At 58.5% G+C, this 17,130-nt stretch carries 15 protein-coding genes and 1 pseudogene; 1 reads left to right on the top strand and 15 read right to left on the bottom strand.

All coding sequences use genetic code 11. The annotated features are described in order from the left end of the window. Positions 1-68: 68 nt before the first annotated feature. The 10 genes and pseudogenes from AC13C8_RS02720 to AC13C8_RS02675 all read right to left on the bottom strand — a co-directional run. Positions 69-1,307: an ABC transporter substrate-binding protein gene (locus tag AC13C8_RS02720; RefSeq protein ID WP_394374333.1), complete on the bottom strand. Its 1,239-nt coding sequence runs from the start codon at positions 1,305-1,307 to the stop codon at positions 69-71. Positions 1,308-1,340: 33 nt separating this feature from the next. Further along, positions 1,341-2,150 carry an ABC transporter ATP-binding protein gene (locus AC13C8_RS02715; RefSeq protein WP_152467188.1) on the bottom strand — a complete coding sequence of 270 codons (810 nt, stop codon included), beginning with the start codon at positions 2,148-2,150 and terminating at the stop codon, positions 1,341-1,343. Positions 2,151-2,161: 11 nt separating this feature from the next. Further along, positions 2,162-3,235, bottom strand: coding sequence for a branched-chain amino acid ABC transporter permease (locus tag AC13C8_RS02710; protein ID WP_152467187.1), 1,074 nt, complete (start codon positions 3,233-3,235; stop codon positions 2,162-2,164). Positions 3,236-3,238: 3 nt separating this feature from the next. Continuing rightward, positions 3,239-4,126, bottom strand: a complete 888-nt coding sequence (locus tag AC13C8_RS02705; RefSeq protein ID WP_152467186.1) for a branched-chain amino acid ABC transporter permease — start codon at positions 4,124-4,126, stop codon at positions 3,239-3,241. Beyond that, positions 4,127-6,046 (bottom strand): AMP-dependent synthetase/ligase, encoded by a 1,920-nt coding sequence (locus AC13C8_RS02700; RefSeq protein WP_482846339.1) that lies wholly within the window; start codon positions 6,044-6,046, stop codon positions 4,127-4,129. Further along, complete coding sequence (locus AC13C8_RS02695) at positions 6,039-6,845, bottom strand: ABC transporter ATP-binding protein (RefSeq protein WP_136340174.1); 807 nt, start codon at positions 6,843-6,845, stop codon at positions 6,039-6,041. The genes AC13C8_RS02700 and AC13C8_RS02695 overlap by 8 nt, the downstream gene beginning before the upstream one ends. Positions 6,846-6,882: 37 nt before the next feature. Further along, on the bottom strand, positions 6,883-7,737 hold the full coding sequence (locus AC13C8_RS02690; RefSeq protein ID WP_028284935.1) for an SDR family oxidoreductase: 855 nt from the start codon (positions 7,735-7,737) through the stop codon (positions 6,883-6,885). Positions 7,738-7,842: 105 nt separating this feature from the next. Then, entirely contained in the window at positions 7,843-8,997 is a 1,155-nt protein-coding gene (locus tag AC13C8_RS02685; protein WP_152467207.1) for an acyl-CoA dehydrogenase family protein, read from the bottom strand. Positions 8,998-9,005: 8 nt separating this feature from the next. Beyond that, complete coding sequence (locus AC13C8_RS02680) at positions 9,006-10,217, bottom strand: CaiB/BaiF CoA transferase family protein (protein ID WP_152467184.1); 1,212 nt, start codon at positions 10,215-10,217, stop codon at positions 9,006-9,008. A gap of 123 nt (positions 10,218-10,340) precedes the next feature. Beyond that, positions 10,341-10,763 (bottom strand): annotated as a pseudogene (locus tag AC13C8_RS02675) (IS66 family transposase); the annotation flags it as partial. Here AC13C8_RS02675 and AC13C8_RS02670 point away from each other — a divergent pair. Beyond that, a complete protein-coding gene (locus AC13C8_RS02670; protein WP_336246031.1) occupies positions 10,720-10,953 on the top strand; it encodes a hypothetical protein in 234 nt (77 codons plus the stop codon). The pseudogene AC13C8_RS02675 and the gene AC13C8_RS02670 overlap by 44 nt on opposite strands. A gap of 12 nt (positions 10,954-10,965) precedes the next feature. Here the strand turns inward: AC13C8_RS02670 and AC13C8_RS02665 are convergent, their stop codons facing one another. The 5 genes from AC13C8_RS02665 to AC13C8_RS02645 all read right to left on the bottom strand — a co-directional run bounded on the left by AC13C8_RS02665 (position 10,966) and on the right by AC13C8_RS02645 (position 17,027). Beyond that, positions 10,966-14,046, bottom strand: a complete 3,081-nt coding sequence (locus AC13C8_RS02665) for an efflux RND transporter permease subunit (protein ID WP_482846338.1) — start codon at positions 14,044-14,046, stop codon at positions 10,966-10,968. 27 nt (positions 14,047-14,073) lie between these two features. Next, positions 14,074-15,222, bottom strand: coding sequence for an efflux RND transporter periplasmic adaptor subunit (locus AC13C8_RS02660; RefSeq protein ID WP_152467181.1), 1,149 nt, complete (start codon positions 15,220-15,222; stop codon positions 14,074-14,076). Then, positions 15,209-15,760, bottom strand: a complete 552-nt coding sequence (locus AC13C8_RS02655) for a TetR/AcrR family transcriptional regulator (RefSeq protein WP_234163372.1) — start codon at positions 15,758-15,760, stop codon at positions 15,209-15,211. The genes AC13C8_RS02660 and AC13C8_RS02655 overlap by 14 nt, the downstream gene beginning before the upstream one ends. A 67-nt stretch (positions 15,761-15,827) precedes the next feature. Continuing rightward, on the bottom strand, positions 15,828-16,421 hold the full coding sequence (locus AC13C8_RS02650; protein WP_234163373.1) for a TetR/AcrR family transcriptional regulator: 594 nt from the start codon (positions 16,419-16,421) through the stop codon (positions 15,828-15,830). 252 nt (positions 16,422-16,673) lie between these two features. Further along, positions 16,674-17,027 (bottom strand): winged helix-turn-helix transcriptional regulator, encoded by a 354-nt coding sequence (locus tag AC13C8_RS02645; protein WP_229737775.1) that lies wholly within the window; start codon positions 17,025-17,027, stop codon positions 16,674-16,676. Between the last annotated feature and the right edge of the window lie 103 nt (positions 17,028-17,130).

Genomic DNA, 17,130 nt, shown 5'->3' with positions numbered 1-17,130 from the left:
GGCGATGATACCGTTTCGTAAGCGCCGCTGCCGCCCTGCGTAGCGTCACCCTTCCTGCTACCTGTCTTTCACTGCTCGTATTTTGAGGAACTTTCTTTCACCACGTCCCACACGACGTCCGTGTACTCAGAGATCCAGTCGGTTTGCGGCACCCAAGTCTCCCCGTCCCACATCTCGATCCGGGTCTTACCGCCGCCGCCATGATCTTCGGCCGTCACCGTAATGGGGGCCATCAGCCCGTTCGCGTCGTATCCCTCAAGAGATTCCAGTCCGGCTTTGTAGGACTCCGCGGTTATCGGAAGGCCTTCCTGTTCTGCCGCCCTGCGCGCGGCTTCGAACATGATTGAATACATCGCCAGACCGGTGTTGTAGAAAACGTCCTGCGTCTTCTCGATCGGGCCGGACCCCTCGCCCTTGTCATAAAGCTCGGACATGATTTCCTGATACAGGGCAATATCCTGACCGCCCACGACATTGGTACCGCGCTTGATACCCTTGGCGGCCTCTTCACCGATGTTGGCGATATCGACTTCGTTCAACCAGTTGACCGAGATGTACTTGTCCATCGGAATGCGATTGCGCTGCATCTCCTTCGACGCAACCACATGCGCACCGCCCAACATCCAGACGATTACATGATCGGGCTTGTCGCGGCGCACCTTGGACCACACACCGGCCTGGTCACTGCCCGGAAGCGGCACGGGGTACAGCTCAAGCTCGAAACCCTCTTTTTCGGACAAGGTTTCCAGGATCTCGATCGGCTCCTGTCCGAAAGGGTAATCGAAATACACAAACCCCACCTTCACGTCCGACAAGTCGCCATCATGCAATTGCTTTATGTAGGCAACATCATTGGCCGCCTGTCCCCAATAGGTCGGTCCGACCGGATAGACCCATTCGAAAACGGTGCCGTCAACGGCATCGCCTCGGCCGACAAGCGACTGCATCAGGATACGCCCGTCTTCCATGGCCCGCGGCAGGATAGCCAGAGAGACCGGAGTGGACAGGGTATCGAAGACGAATACACCCTCGCGGCTGAGCTTGGAGTAGCACTCGATTCCGCGCTGCGGTTCGTTCCCGTGGTCACGCACGATGACTTCGACCGGTTCCCCACCGATGCCGCCCTTCATGTTGATGAGCTTGGCAAGGTCCATCGCGGCCTGCGAAACCTGCGGCGTGGCAAAGGTATAGGCCTTGCTGAGATCGTAGCAGATGCCGATCTTGAATGGCTCAGCCAGCGTCTGGGTGCCAAACATTGCTCCGCCGAACATTGATAATACGGCCAACGCTTTGGTAAGTTTCTTCATTTGTTCCTCCCTGAACAACTTCTGATTAGTACCTCAACTCAACCAACGTTTGCGTCGGCTGTAGTGCTTGACGTTGTGAAAATCGGTCTCTCCGCCGCCTAGATAGAACTCCTGAATGTCGGAGTTAGATTTGAGCGCCTCGGCGGTGCCGTGCATAACAACGCGGCCGTTTTCGATAAGGTACCCTTGCGAAACGATTTCCAGAGCCGCCAAGGCGTTCTGTTCCACCAGCAGGACGGACAGGCCCTCATCCTTATTGATCTTTTGCAAGATGCCGAAGATTTCCTCGACCAGGAACGGAGCAAGCCCGAGACTTGGTTCATCAAGCATCAACAGCTTCGGCTGGGTCACGAGGGCCCGCCCAATGGCAAGCATCTGTTGCTCACCACCCGACAAATAGCCTGCTTGCGAATTCTTGCGTTCGGCAAGCCGCGGAAAATATCCGTAGATCTTGTCCTTTTCCGCATTCAGCGTTGATCGGGACATTCCGCGCGGCGCGGCGGCGGTCAGGTTCTCGTCGGGGGTCAGGTGTTCGAAGACTCGTCGCCCTTCGATGACATGACAGATGCCCATCTCGACGCGTTTTTGCGCGAGCGCTTCGGTAATGTCCGCTCCCTGGAACGTTATCTCACCTCGGCTGATGCGTCCGCGCTCAGCCTTCAAAAGACCGCTGATCGCTTTCAACGTGGTGCTTTTCCCCGCTCCGTTCGATCCCAAGAGTGCGATCATCCCGCCTGTAGGAACCTGAACCGAAACACCTTTGATCGCCAGCATTACATTGTCGTACAGCACCTCGACACTGTTCATGGACAGAATGTTCTGGGCTTCAACTTTCTCTTGCATCGTCAATTCCCTTATTTCTTGAACTGATCGAAGGGCCAGACCATCAGGTAGTCTCTGATGTTGCCGTAGAGTTTTCCCAAACCGAGTGGTTCGATCAGAAGGATAATGACGATCAGTGCGCCATAGACTGCGTTCGGGATGTGAGCGAGCGTTTCAACGTTGATCTGCATGCCAATCCATTCACTCAGCGTGACGACGAGACCGTTCACGATACCCGGAACAAGAAGGATCAGGGCAACCCCAAAATAGGATCCGATGATGCTGCCAAGACCTCCAACGATCACCATCGCAAGAACCTGGATCGAAACGGCAACCGAGAATTGCTCGGGTGCGGCGAGAAAGAAAAAGGTGGCAACAAGCAACGCACCGCTGACGCCCGCGATGAACGACGAAGTCGCGAATGCGAGAATTTTGTAGTAGAAACTGTTCACACCCAGGATCGCGGCGGCAAAATCTTTTTCACGGACAGCGACCAAAGCGCGACCGAGTCCAGTACGCTTGAGATTAAGCATGAAGATCGTCACCAAGACACACCAGCCGAAGGCGACATAGTAGAAGCCAGTATCAGTGGTAATCTCTTGCCCGAGCAGCGCCAATGTCGGTGACTGGAGCGACGCGTGTGAGCCCCCCGAGATCGCCGGAGAGTGGGTCAGAACCCAGTCCATCACAAATTGCATCGCAAGAGTGGTAAGGGCGAGGTACAGTCCCTTGACCCGCAAAGCGGCAAAAGCAAACAGGCTGCCGATCACGGATGACGTCAACCCGCCGATGATCAGCGCGAATTCCCACGGCACCCCGAAACGCGCGGCATGGATCGCCGAATAGGCGCCGACCGCCATGACCGCGGCATAGCCCAGGTGAAGCTGCCCCGCCCAACCTGTCACCAGGTTCAGCCCCAAAGCGGCGGCCGTCCAGATCAGCCAGGGAAGCAAGTAGCTGTTCAGGTAAAGCGACGGAATGATGAACGGCGCGGCAAGACCGATCAGAAAGATGAATGCTGTCAGATTTCTGTCGGCAGGCACCTTGAAGATACGGCTGTCCGAAACGTAGTCGGCGTGATGGACGCCAGAAAGTCTGTAAAACATCCCTTACACCCTTTCGATGTCGTGACGACCAAATAGCCCGTGCGGACGGATCATGACCGTAAGAATGAGCACGGCGGCGACGATAAGCTCACGGCTTCCGCCTCCGACAAGCGGATCGAGGAAATCAGCGCCAACGTTTTCGACGACGCCCAGGATGATGCCCGCGATCACGGCGCCAAGGATACTGTCGAGACCACCGAGAACGGCAACGGTCAGACCCTTGAGCAGCAACAGCGACAGCGCCTGATCGACACCCTGAATTCCGCCCCAGATAACGCCCGCGGCGACAGCAACAACAGATGCCAGCGCCCAGGACAGGCCAACTCCGCGTTCAACCGAGATGCCGACCGACCACGAAGCCATGTAATCATCCGCGATCGCCCGCAACTTGATCCCGGTCCGGGTTCGGAAAAACAGCATGAATGCGACAAACAAGGCGAGCGCAACACCGGCACCAACCAGATGGATGCGGCTGATGAAGATGTCGTCCAAAAACAGTGGATCATAGCTGACGCCCAATTCCATCGAACGTGACGTCCCGCCCCAAATCGCAAGCGTTGTACCCCGCAGGAAAATGTCGAGGCCGAGTGTCAGCATCAAGATCATGACAACCGGCCGACCTGCGAGACGGCGCAAAGCAACACGCTCAATGCCGAACCCAAGGCCGAACATGACAACCGCAGCCAGAGGGATGGCCAGCCACAAGGGTAAACCCACGTCGCGTGCCAGCGCCAAGACCACATAGGCCCCGACCATGGTCAACCCGCCCTGCGCCAGATTGGGCACCGAAGATGCCTTGTAAATCAGCACAAGGCCGATGGCGAATAGCGAGTACAGCAGACCCGTCAAGGCTCCGTTGATCGCAAGCTCTGATAGAAAGACCCAGTCCATTTATACCTCCCTGATGGGAAGGCTTCTTTCGACCTTCCCTACTTCCCCGGTCTCGTAAGTCACCTGCGCGCTTACATGGACCTCTTTTGAACCGTCGTAGAGCGCCGCGATCACGTCAGCATAGCGTTCCTGAACGACCTTGCGCCGTAGTTTTCGTGTCCGTGTGATTTCACCATCGTCCGGGTCGAATTCTTTCGGCAGACTGACAAAGCGTTGCAGGCGCAATGGTTCGGTGACGGCCTTGTTGACCCGTTGGAAGGCCTCGCGAAGCAACGTCGCGACCTCTTCACGCTGAGAAAGATCGGCATATGACACGTAAGGTACGCCGTTCACTTCGGCCCAGTGCCCCACGGCCTCGAAATCCACGCAGACCATCGCCGTCAGTTCCTTCAGCCCGGCGCCGATTACGGCAGCATCCTTAATATAAGGGCTGAATTTCAACCGGTTCTCGATGTAGTTTGGCACAAACCGCTCGCCTCCGGCCGTATGCATGACCTCGGAGACGCGCCCCAGAACAACCAAGTGTCCATCTTCCTCCAAATACCCGGCATCACCTGTATGCAGCCACCCGCCCTCAAGGGCTTCGGCGGTCGCTTCGGGTTTGTTGAAGTACCCTTCGAATACGCTGTCCGAGCGTACCAGGATCTCCCCGTCCTCGGCGATGGTCACCTCGACGCCGGGCGCGGGTTTGCCGACGGTATGAAGGCGCACTTCACCCGGAGACTGAATTGCATTGATCGCGCTGTTTTCGGTTTGGCCATAGAGTTGGCGCAATTTGATTCCCAAGGATCGGTAGAAAACAAAGGTGTCTTCGCCGATCGCTTCGCCGCCGGTGAACGCGTTCTTGAGGCGGCTCATTCCGAACTGGTCCTTGATCGGTCCGAAAATGATTGCCTCGCCCAAAAGTCGGCCCAAAGGCTCCAATATACCACCGCTTTTTCCGTTCAGCTTGCGTGTCTCAGCGGCGATGGCCCGATCCATGAAAAAATGGTACAGCCATTTCTTTAAAGGGGTCGAATTTTCGATACCCACCTGGATTGTCGTCAGCATCTGGTCCCAGCTTCTCGGAGCCGCCAGATAGAAGGTCGGAGCGATCTCGCGCATGTCGCGCACGACCGTTTCCTGGCGCTCAGGCACATTCACGGTGAAACGCCAAAGGAGTGCCGCGGCAACGGTTATGGCGTAGTCTCCCACCCAGGCCATCGGCAAGTACGCGAGGATCTCCTCATTTTCGTCGAAGGCACCCGCCGCATGTCCATTCCGAGCAGCAGCAAGAACGTTCTTCTGACTCAGTACGATGCCCTTCGGCGCGCCCGTCGTTCCGGAGGAGTGCAGAAAAATGGCCGGATCTTCCGGCTTCGCACGACTAAGCAGTTCCTCACGCAGGCCCGGGGTTTCGTTCAGATCGTGCTGACCAACTTCGATCAGGTGATCCCAGGACAACAGCCCTTCAACCTCGTAGAAGCCAAGACCGCGCGCTTCATCATAAATGATGTGGTCGATGCCCTCGGCGCCCGCGTCCTTCAGTTCCAGGATCTTGTCAACCTGTTCCTGATCTTCCGCAATGGCCGCGACGATCTCGACTTCGCCAAGAAAGTGCCTTAGTTCCTCAAGAGTTGCGCCCGGATAAGCGGGCATGGCGTAGGCACCAAGCAACGAAACAGCCAGCATGCCGCCATAGAGCCGCGCACGGTTATCGCCCAGAACAAGCACTGCTTTGCCAGGCTTCACGCCGATTTTTTCAAGCCCAGCCGCACAGGCCACCACCTCTTGGGCGTATTCCGCCCAGGTGGTTTCTTTCCATATCCCACGCTCTTTTTCGCGACGGGCGATATCCTTTCCGTGGAGCGACGCGTTCTTCGCCAGAAGTGCACCAATCGTTTCGCCGCCTGAAGACCGGTTCTTCGTAAAATCAGTCATGCGACCCTCCGATATATGCCTCGATGACCCGCGGGTCCTTCACAACCTCCTTGGGGATGCCACTGGCGATCATTTCACCGTAGTTCAGTGCCAGCATCCGATCACAAATGCCGGTGATGACATCCATATGGTGTTCGATCAGCAGAACGCTGACGCCGCGTTCGGCACGGGCATCCAGAATGAAACGGGACATATACCCTTTCTCTTCCTGGTTCATGCCGGCCATCGGTTCATCGAGAATCAGCATCTGTGGCTCGGCCACCAATGCCCGCGCCAGCTCGACCCGCTTTTTCAACCCGATCGGAAGACCATCGACCAACTCATGCCGAATGCTCTCGAGCTGTAGAAACTCGATCACCTCCTCGACGATTTTACGGTTCTCGATTTCTTCACGCTGTGCTGCCCACCAATATAGCGCCGTACGCAAAACGCCTGGGCTCATGTGGATGTGCCGCCCGAGCAGGATGTTGTCCAGAACGCTCATCCCGTTGAACAGGGCAAGATTTTGGAACGTTCTGGCAACGCCGAGCTTGGCAACCTTGTGAGGCGCCGTACCCGTAATGTCGTTTCCTGCCAGCCGGACCCTGCCCTCGTTTGGCGGGTAAAATCCGGTAATTGCGTTTGTTAGCGTTGTCTTGCCGCTGCCATTCGGACCGACAAGTCCAAAGATTTCCCCTTGTCGAATAACGAGGTCAACACCGGTGACAGCGACGATGCCGCCGAACCGTCGTTCGACCCCGCTGCACTCCAGTATCGCCCCATCATCGGCTCCGATTGCTGTGTTAATCCTTGTCGTCATCTAGATATCATTGTCCCCCTAAGGTTCACGGCCAACATCAGGTAATCCGGAAGTAGTCCGGCCGCCCCGTTGGCCATGGATCCCCCCACAATTGCTGCCCACCGTCGATGTTCAGAACTTCTCCGGTTACGAATTTCCCTGAATTCGCCGCCATATAGACAACCCCTTCAGCGACATCCCATTCGTCCCCGGCGTGCCGCATCGGGTTGGAGTCCTGAAAGGTCGCAGAACCCTCCGGAGGGTAGTTCCCGAAACCGTTGCTTTCGCAGCAACCCGGCGCCACGCAGTTCACTCGGATACCGTGCGGGGCCCACTCCACCGCAACCGACTTGGACAGGTAAACTACCCCTGCCCGGGCCGCACAGGTATGCGCGATGCCGGGCATGCCGCGCCAGATATCGGCCACGATGTTGACGATGGAGCCCGATTGCTTGTTGGCAACCCAGTGGCGCGCCGTGGATTGCATCATCCACCACGTGCCGTTCAGGTTGGTGTCTATGACCGCATTCCAGCCCTTTGGACTAAACTCCAACGCTGCTTGCGGAAACTGACCCCCAGCATTGTTCACCAATACGTCAATCGCCCCGAACTCCTGGTTCGTCTTGGCGACAAAATCCTCGACCTGCTCAGGCTCCCGGATGGTCATAGGCACAGCGAAAACTTCGCCCCCGAAACTTTCAAGAAACTCCTTGGCCAAAGCCAGTTTCTCTTCGTTGCGTCCATTGATCGCCAGATTGGCCCCGAGCCTTGCGAACAAGGTCGCAATTGCCAGCCCCAATCCGCCTCCGGCCCCGGTCACCACAACGACTTTGCCGGTGAATAAACCGCTTGCGTAAACGGTTGCACGTTTTGATAGGTCCTCCCTCGAAGACCCAAACTGCGTCTTATTCATGACGCCTCCTCCCATTCCCCATTAGGGGCAGCTGCCAGTAATCTAACGGGCGTTAGAAAATTGGTCAAGACAACTTTTCCCACCAGCCCCGCCCGTTATCTCCGATCAGTAAGACTTTGGAAGTCCAAGGGCTTTTTCTGCTATGAACGACAGAAGCATCTGCGGTGTCACCGGTACGATGCGGAACAGCAGAGCTTCACGTACCAGTCGCTCCACGTGATATTCCTTAGCATATCCGAATCCGCCAAACGTAATTTGCGCGGCTTCGGTCGCCTCGACCGCGGCGTCGGCGGCCAAAAGCTTGGCGGCGTTCGCCTCGACGCCGCAGGGTTCTCCCGCATCGTAGAGGGCTGCAGCGTGCATCACCATGAGATTGGCAGATTCCACTCGCGCCCAGGCTTTGGCGAGTGGATGCTGAACACCCTGATTTTGGCCGATCGGGCGGTCAAAAATCACACGTTCGTTTGCATAATGCGCCGCTCGCGCCAGTGCGTTGCGCGCAATACCGATGCATTCACCGGCCACCAGGATGCGTTCGGGATTCAACCCGTGCAAAATTTGCCTAAAGCCTTTGCCCTCCTCCCCGATCAGGTCCTCAGCCGGAATCGGCAATCCATCGATGAAGACTTCGTTCGAATCGACAGCCTTTCGACCCATCTTTTCGATCTCTCGCACGTCAACGAAATTTCGGTCGAGATCTGTATAGAACAGGCTCAGCCCTTCGGTCGGGCTGCTCACATCCTCAAGCCGCGTTGTTCTGGCCAGAAGCAACATCTTGTCTGCCACCTGCGCGGTAGAAATCCAGACTTTTTGTCCGTGCACGACATATCTGTCCCCCCGCCGCACCGCCATGGTCTTCAGCTTTGTGGTATCCAGCCCCGTCGTCGGTTCGGTCACGGCGAAACAGGCCTTTTCATCGCCTGCTATTAGAGGGCCAAGCATACGCGCGCGCTGCTCATCGGTCCCAAACTTCACCACCGGGTTGAGCCCGAAAATGTTCATGTGGATGGCCGAGGCTCCGCTTGCGCCGGCCCCCGACTCGGCGATTGCCTGCATCATTATGGTCGCCTCGGTGATCCCCAGACCAGCGCCGCCGACAGCTTCTGGCATGGCGATACCCAGCCAGGCGCCATCGGCCATTGCCCTGTGCAGTTCATGGGGAAAACCACCGTTGCGATCCCGATCCAGCCAATAGTCGTCGTCGAACCTTGCGCAAATCCGCAGAACCTGGTCGCGAATCTCTTGTTGGTCGGCGGTCAATCGAAATGTCATAGCGCGCGCCCTCTTTCCAATCTTACGAGCCCAGCCTCACATAGGGCAGCGATCCGCTCATCGTCAAAACCAAGATCACGCAGAATGCTTTGGCTGTCTGCGCCAGGCGGTCGTCCCAGCCAACGAAGCTGACCGGGCGTCGCGCTGAGATGAGGGACCGGACCAATGACCTGAGTCTGTTCGCCAGCGACCGACACGATATCCCCGCGATGGCGTATCTGCTCGTTCGTCGCGATTTCCTCGACACTCAACACACGCGAGGCAACGGCATCATGGCGGGCGAATACCGCCTCCACTTCCTTAGCCGTGTGCTGCGTGACGAAATCATTGATCGCGTCAAAGACCACCGTCATGTGCTGCGACATCTCGCCGAGTGTCGCAAACCGCGGATCATCGGCAAGGGCGTCCCCGCCGACTGCCCGCAACAGTCGGTGCGCGGTTTCCGCGCTCCCTGCGGAAACGGTCAGCCACACCCCATCGGACGTTCGGAACATCCCCCCCGGAGCAAAGTCCATCGGCTGGCGCAGCCCATTGCGCCGCGGCGAGAGGTTCGCGCCCGTCAATGCGGGAACAGGATAGTCCATCAACCGAAGCAACGCCTCGAACACCGCAAGATCGACGACCTGACCGCGTGCAATGCCCTTTTCGCGAGCAAATAGCGCGATCATGATTCCCAAAGCGCCCATCAGCCCTGTCGTGCTGTCGGCCGCCGGAAAGCCGGGGTGCATCGGCGGCCCGTCGGGAAAACCGGTCAGATGCGCTAATCCACTCATGGCCTCCGCAGCACGCCCAAACGCTGGCACGTCGCGCATCGGACCGTCCTGTCCGTAACCTGAAACCCGCAAGACAACCAAGTCCGGGTTCCAATCGTGCAAGACGTCTGGCCCAACACCGGCACGTTCCAGCACACCCGGTCGGAAATTTTCGATCAGCACGTCGGCATCTTCGACCAACTTTCGCAGGATGTCCCGGCCCTCGTCGGACTTCCAGTCCAGGCCTAGTGTTTTCTTGTTACGGCCCAAAGTCTTCCACCAGACGCCCACCCCATCCTCTGCCTTGGGTCCAAGGTCGCGCATCATATCCGTCCGGTTGGGGGCTTCGATCTTGATGACATCTGCACCAAAATCCGAGAGTAAAGCTGCCGCAAGTGGTCCGGCAATTACGTGACCAAGTTCTATAATCTTCAGTTGATCAAGGGGTCCAGACATCTGCACTTTCGACTTTGCTAATTTTCTAATGGTTGTTCGATTCCTAGCAAAGGCGAAGTCGGACCTCAAGATTCAAAGGTAATCACTTCCCCAAAAACGTAACCGCCCGGTTGTTACCGCGGATCAGTTTATCGGCGTCCAGTTCCATGAAAGCAGTTCGTTGAGCGGGTTGGTCATGTGATTGTGGATGCGGTCGAGGATTTCGGCCAGCCAGGCTTGCCGATCGTGGCCGTTCATCTTGGCTGTCTCGACAAGGGAGATCGCCCGGGACAGCGTTTCGCCACCGCTGTCGGAGCCTGCAAAAAGTCAGTTTTTTCGCCCGATGCTGATCGGGCGCATGACGCGCTCGGCGGTGGTGTCGTCGATGCCGACGCGGCCATCTCCAAGGAAGAGCTCGAATGACGGCCAGCAGCTGAGACCATAGCGGAAGGCCTTCGCGAGACCGTCCTTGCCGGGAATGCGTAGCAGTTGGGCCTCGGTCCATGCCTTGAAGGCCTAGACCATGGAGCGGGAGTGCGCCTGGCGTGCTGCCAGCCGCAGTTTCGCTGTCTTTTTTGCCCACCCGAACTATGGCCTGCCGTGCGTTCTTTCAGGCCTGTGGGACGAAGCGCTCGTCTTTGGCGGCACCGAAGTGGCTCCGACATTCGGCGGTTTTCTCGAAGGCGCGCTTGAGGCGACGGAACATGCCTACACCGTCCTTAAGACGGGTCGAGGGCGCTCAGAGAAACGCTTATAACTGCATCTGCGTTCAGGCTGTCGCTGGGGAACCTGAAGGAGCGTTTTCTTGTTTAGGCGGCTTGATCAAGAAGAACAGCGCATACAATACCGGCACCGCGACCAGTGTCAGGATCGAGGCGAACGCGAGGCCACCCATGATTGTGACAGCCATCGATGCGAAGAAGGCGTCTGATATGAGCGGAGTCATACCGAAAATCGTTGTGCCCGCAGCCAGCACGACGGGCCTCAAACGGCTGACCGAGCCATCGATTACCGCCTGATAGTCCTCGACACCTTCGGCGCGTTGCTGATCGATTTCTTCCACCAGCACAATGGCATTCTTCATCAGCATCCCGGAAAGGGACAAGAAGCCGAGAAGCGCCGTGAACGTGAACGGTAGCCCAGTGAACAGCAGACCAAGAACCATCCCCGTGACCGACATCGGAACCACGAGCCACAGGATCAGTGGCTGGCGCACTTTGTTGAACATCAGGATCGAAATTGTCAGCATTACCAGAAAGCCCAAGGGAAGCTGTTTGCCGAGACTTGCCTGCGCTTCTCCCGCGCTTTCGAACTCGCCACCCCATTCCATCGTGTAGCCTTCGGGAAGCCGAATGGCTTCGATATCAGAGCGGACACTGCGAAAGGCCTCATCTGCTGTCAGGTCGCCGCCTGCACCGCCGAGGACCGTTATCGTACGCTCACGGTCGCGGCGGTGGATAAGGGCCTCGACGAGGCGGGGCTCAAAGCCGGAGACGAGGTTGGCCATCGGCACATAGCCATTTGCACCCGGCGACCAGACGGAGAGATCGCGCAAACGATCCAGCCCGTCGCGCTCGACCTCGGGAAGCCGCAGATACATAGGGATTTCGGCATCGCCTTCGCGCAGGGTGCCGACCCGCAGGCCCGAGGTCCCGTATTGCACGGTGTCGGAAATCGATCCGCGAGTCGCACCGGCCAACCGCATGCGAGCCTCGTCGACGATGGGTTCGACGAGAATTTCGCGCTGTCGCCAGTCTGTGCGCGGGTTTGTGATCGTGCCGGCCTCGTCGAAGATCGCAAGCGCGTTATCCGATAGCTGCCGGAGGACTACCGGATCGGGTCCCGAAAAGCGAACGGCGACATCGGCCCCGGCAGGCGGACCGAAGACGATCTCCTCGACGCGGATAAGAGCATTGGGGAATTGCGCCGGCAGTTCGCGATTGAGACGCGCCGCAACATCGGGGATGAGTGTGGCATCGGTCGCACGCACGATCAGCTGACCGTAGCTCGCATCGGCCTGCTCAGGGTTGTAGGTCAGCATGAAGCGGCTGGCCCCTCGCCCGACAAGCGTTGTAACGTCCGTCACTATCTCCTCGCCTAAGATGATCGCCTCGAGCCGGGCCATTTCTTCATTCGTGGCTCGAATGTCCGTGCCCTGTGGCATCTGGAATTCGACGTAGAATATCGGGGTGTTCGACGCCGGAAAGAAAGCCTGCTTGACTTGGCCGAAGGCCATGACCGACCAGACCGTGATTCCGACGACCGTCAGGACTACGAGCACGCGGGCGCGCAGCGCCATCCAGAGGAAACCGCGATAAGCCGAATAGACTAAGCCGCGATAGGGGTCCTTGGAGGTGTCTCTTGGCGCCTTCAGAAGGAGCTTCCCAAGATAGGGTGTAACGGTTACGGCGAGGATCCAGCTCATCAGCAACGAAATCGCGATAACCGCGAAAAGCGAGAACAGGAATTCTCCGGTGGCGTCTGGCGATAGCCCAATGCCCGAAAACGCCATGATCCCGATCACGGTGGCCCCAAGCAGGGGAAACCCTGTCGCGGTCTCTGTATCGGCGGCGGCGTCTTCGGCGGACTTGCCCCGCGCCATGCCAATCAGCATGCCTTCGGCGATCACGATGGCATTGTCGACCAGCATGCCCATGGCGATGATCAAAGCCCCGAGACTGATCCGTTCCATCTCGATGCCGAAGACAGACATGAAAAACAGTGTGGAAAAAACCGTGAGGCCCGGCGTGGCACCCACGACCAAACCCGCGCGCCAACCCATGGTCAGCATCAGCGCCCCGATGACGATGGCCACGGATTGACCGAGGCCGACGAGGAAGCTCGAGACCGCTTCGTCGACGACCTTATGCTGTTCATAGATCGGTACGATCTCGACGCCGTCCGGCAATTCGGTCTTCAGCTGGTCCAGCCGTGCCTCGACCGATCTGCCGACCTCGACAACGTTGCGGTCCACGAGCGCCGAGACCCCGAGGGTGAAGGCCCGCGTGCCATTGTGACGCACGATCTGGCTCGGCCGCTCTGTCTCCTCTCGGACCACGCGAGCGATGTCGTAGAGCGCAATCTGCCCGACCTCTCCGGGGGCGCCGAGCCGCAGCGCCTCTATGCCCTCGACGCTGACATAACCCGGCGGAACGGACACGCCCAGCCGAGACAGCCCTTCGCTGATCTCGCCGTTGGAGAAAACCTGGTTTTCGTCGGCGATGATACCGAGGATCTGGTCCGGTGGCAGGCCCAGTTCGGTCAGGCGCGCCGAAGGGATCGAAATGATGATCTCCTCTTCAGCCAGCCCCTGAACCTCGATCTTGGCCACCCCGTCGACGGTGACAAGGTCGCGCCGCAGTTTAGTCGCGAGGTCTCGCTGTTCCGAGGCGCTCAACCCATCGGCCGTCACAGCGTAGAACATGCCGTAGACGTCGCCGAAATCGTCATTGATGATCGGAGACTGCGCACCGGAGGGAAGCTCTCCTTCGATGTCGCGGATACGGCGGCGCATCTCGTCCCAGACCTGCGGAATCTCGTCGGGCCCATAGGTCATCTCGATCTCGACCGTGATCTGGGCCATGCCCGGCATGGATTTCGATTCCACCCGGTCGAGCTGCTTCATCTGTTGGAGTGCGCTTTCCACGACATCGGTGACTTCCTCTTCCACCTCCATCGCCGTCGCGCCCGGATAGGGCACGAAAACGAGCGCCGTCTTGAGCGTGAAACTCGGGTCTTCGAGGCGTCCGACCGTGTTCAGCCCCCACAAACCGCCGAGAAGGCAAAAGATAATTGCCAGCCAAACGGCGACCGGACGTCGGATGCTTGCGCGGGAAATACTCATTGTCATGGTTTCGGTTTTCCGGTCCAGGATCGTTCAGAGGCCGCGAACCGCGACTGTTTCGTTTTCCTTCAGGCGCCACCACCCGCCGGACACAACCAGTTCGTCTCCGGAGAGCCCCTCAAGCACGACGATTTCGTCGTCGTTCGGCAGCCCCAGGCGGATCGTCTTACGGGACACCCGGCCGGTCCCCTCGTCATACAGCCAGATGGACGGCTCGCTCCGGCTCGTCGTGTCGATCGCCGAGACCGGGACGACTACCAACCGCGATTGCGCACCCTCCGCGGCGGCGGCTACGCGCACATTCGCCGTCATTCCGGGCAGCAATCTCGGGTCGATGGCGCCCTCGATTGCAAACTCGACGTCATAGGTTTGGGCTGTGGGGTCTGCATCGGTCACGAATTTCCGCAGATACAGAGTTGCGTCATATCCCGGCACGGCGGGGAAAGAGGCGGTTACCCTGAATGCATCGGGCTGGGCCCGTGCCATCGCGGCGAGTTCCTCGGGCAGCGAAATCCGCACCCGCATTTCACTGATGTCCTGCAACCTGGCAATCGGAGCCGCAGGGGTGACGTTCGAAAACTCCTCCAGAAAGATGCGCGCGACAATGGCGTCGAAGGGCGCGGTGATCGTGGCTTGAGCCAAGCGTCGCTCCGCTTCACGCAGGGCGACTTCTGCCTGAGCAAGCTGCGCGCGGTTCGTTTCAAGTCGGGCGTCGGTCGCCACCCCCCTCTCGGTCAGACTCAACGCACGATCGTATTCGGATTTTGCGAGGTCGAAAGAGGCCTGCGCCCGATCCACGGCCAATTCGAAATCGACTGGGTCGAGCGCGGCAATTAAATCGCCTTTCTCGACCCGAGTCCCAGCATCTACCGCGAGGTCGGAAAGCTGACCCGAAACCTGAAAGGCAATATCCACGGTCCGGGCGGGCTCCACGCGGCCTGCCAGGCTGCGCGCCCTATCGCTATCGCGAAGCTCGGCACGCGATACTTCGACCGTGACCGGTTGGGCCATGTCTTGCTCGGCGCTCCCTTGCGCATCGGCACCGGAAACCTCATCCGTAGTCTGCGCGAAGACCTTGGATGCGATGTCCGGGTTGAATTGCACGAGAAGGACAATGGCGAGAAGAAGGGCGACCAATCCAGCGGCACCTCCTCGGAAGTATCTGGTTCTATTCAAGCTCATTTATCATGTCCTTCAATCTGTCGATGGCGGCGTCTTGCTGATCGTCGTCACCATCCGCGAGGCGAAGAAGCCTCTGGAAACGAAGACCCTGGATCGCCAAAAAAAGAACCATCGCCGCAGTGTCGTCCTGCGCGTCCGAACGGATGCGCTCGACATCACGGGACAGCTCTCTTCTCAGCGGGTCCAGAAGATTCGGATCCGACGCCGAAACCGCGAGAATAGCCATCGAAAGGTCATCATCGGTGCTTACGGCTTGCAGAACTGTCTCGAGATGACCGCGCAGGGTGCGGGAACTGTGCCCTTCCGGGACCGACGCCAGACGTTCGCGGTGCTCCGCGAGCATTTCGTCGAGCAGCCCGGCCAGAAGCGCTTTCTTGGTGGGGAAGTTGTACAACACCCCACCCTTGCTGAGGCCGGATTCCCGAGCGACGGCGTCGATCGTGATCTTTCCCGCGCCTTCTCGCAGCGCAATCGCCCGCGCAGCGCCGAGAATCTTCGGCGAGGCGTTCTTCGGTTGCTTTTCCACTTGTGCAGTCACCCTGTACCGTCCGGTCGGTTAAGTCATTGGGCGAGCTAATGCGCTGCCCCGTATTTGGCAAGCGAGCTCAATCTGAAAATTTGTCTCTGTGGCCGCTACCGTAAAGTCGCAGGAATGCAGCGACCGCTTCGCGCGCATGTTGCTCGCGGTGGACAGCTCGTTTCACTGCGAGAAGGCGCGGCATAAGTAGCCCCGAAACGCAAAGGTGTATGAAGTGATCGGACGCGCGCCGGACGTCATCGACATCGAGCGCGCCTTCGCGCGTAAGGCGCTCCAGAATCCGACCGACGAGTTCGCGGGCAGGTTTCGGGCCTGCGCGAAAATAAACCTCACCCACTTCGGGCAGTGCCTCGGAGGCGCCAACGCACGTTCGCAGGAGACGGATGTAGGTGTCGTCCAAGGTGAGGTCGACCATGCGAAGGGCGAGTTCTTCCAACTGGGCGCGCGGCTCCAAAGACGCGATCAAGGGCCGGAGGATTTCGTCCGCAAGCCGACCGCATTCGGATTCAACCACGCTCAGGAACAGTTGCTCCTTGGTCGGGTAATACGAATACATGGTTGCCTTCGACACTTTTCCTTCAGCGGCAATTGCATCGACCGTGGCTCCTTCGTAACCGCATCGGAAGAAAACCTCGCGCGCACCAATCATGACGTCGGCCATTTTTCTCACGGGCATCTCGTTCTCTCTATCCCAGGCAGGACTAGGCGGTTACAAGCTTTACTGTACCGTCTAGTGAGTATAGTAGATAGAAGTTGATTTAGCAGCAAAGCGTAAAGCTGTGCGGATCTACCCCACCAAGCGCCGCTTGGCGGCTTTTTCTAGCGCCGTTTTCAATTCGTCATGAGCTTCGGGTCTGATTCTGCCTGAGTTGTTCTCGGGCGCGGGATTATCCCGCGAACAGGAGGGGTACCGTCATTCTGCCGCGCTTGCGGTCCCGACAAAGGCACCCTCGGCCTCCCAGCGGCGTGCGATCGAGCCAAGCTTGTCCAGCACGCCGCGCAGTTCCGCGCCGCGCTCAGTCAGCCCGTAGGTGACAGCGGGTGGGATGGTCATGGCCTGCTCGCGCCATACAACGCCAGCATGTTCCAGCATTCTCAGCCTCTCGGTCAGGACCCGGGTGGAAATGCCGGGCACCAAACGCTTGAGCGCGCCGAAACGCTGCGGTCCCTGCTCGGACAGAACCCAGAGTATATAGATCGTCCAAGGGCCTGTGATGACACGCAGAAGCGCCTCCATCGGGCATGAGGGGGGCTGGACGCTCTTCATCGTGGATTATCCTCGCGGTTAAAGTAATCTAGTTACTTTTAAGTGCCTACTTTCACGAACGATGCAAGACACCTAAAGGTACTTAGAGCGGAAACTGCGGCTG

The organism is Aliiroseovarius sp. B-4 (genome assembly GCF_056857795.1).
This window is presented reverse-complemented; position numbering and strand designations above follow the sequence as displayed.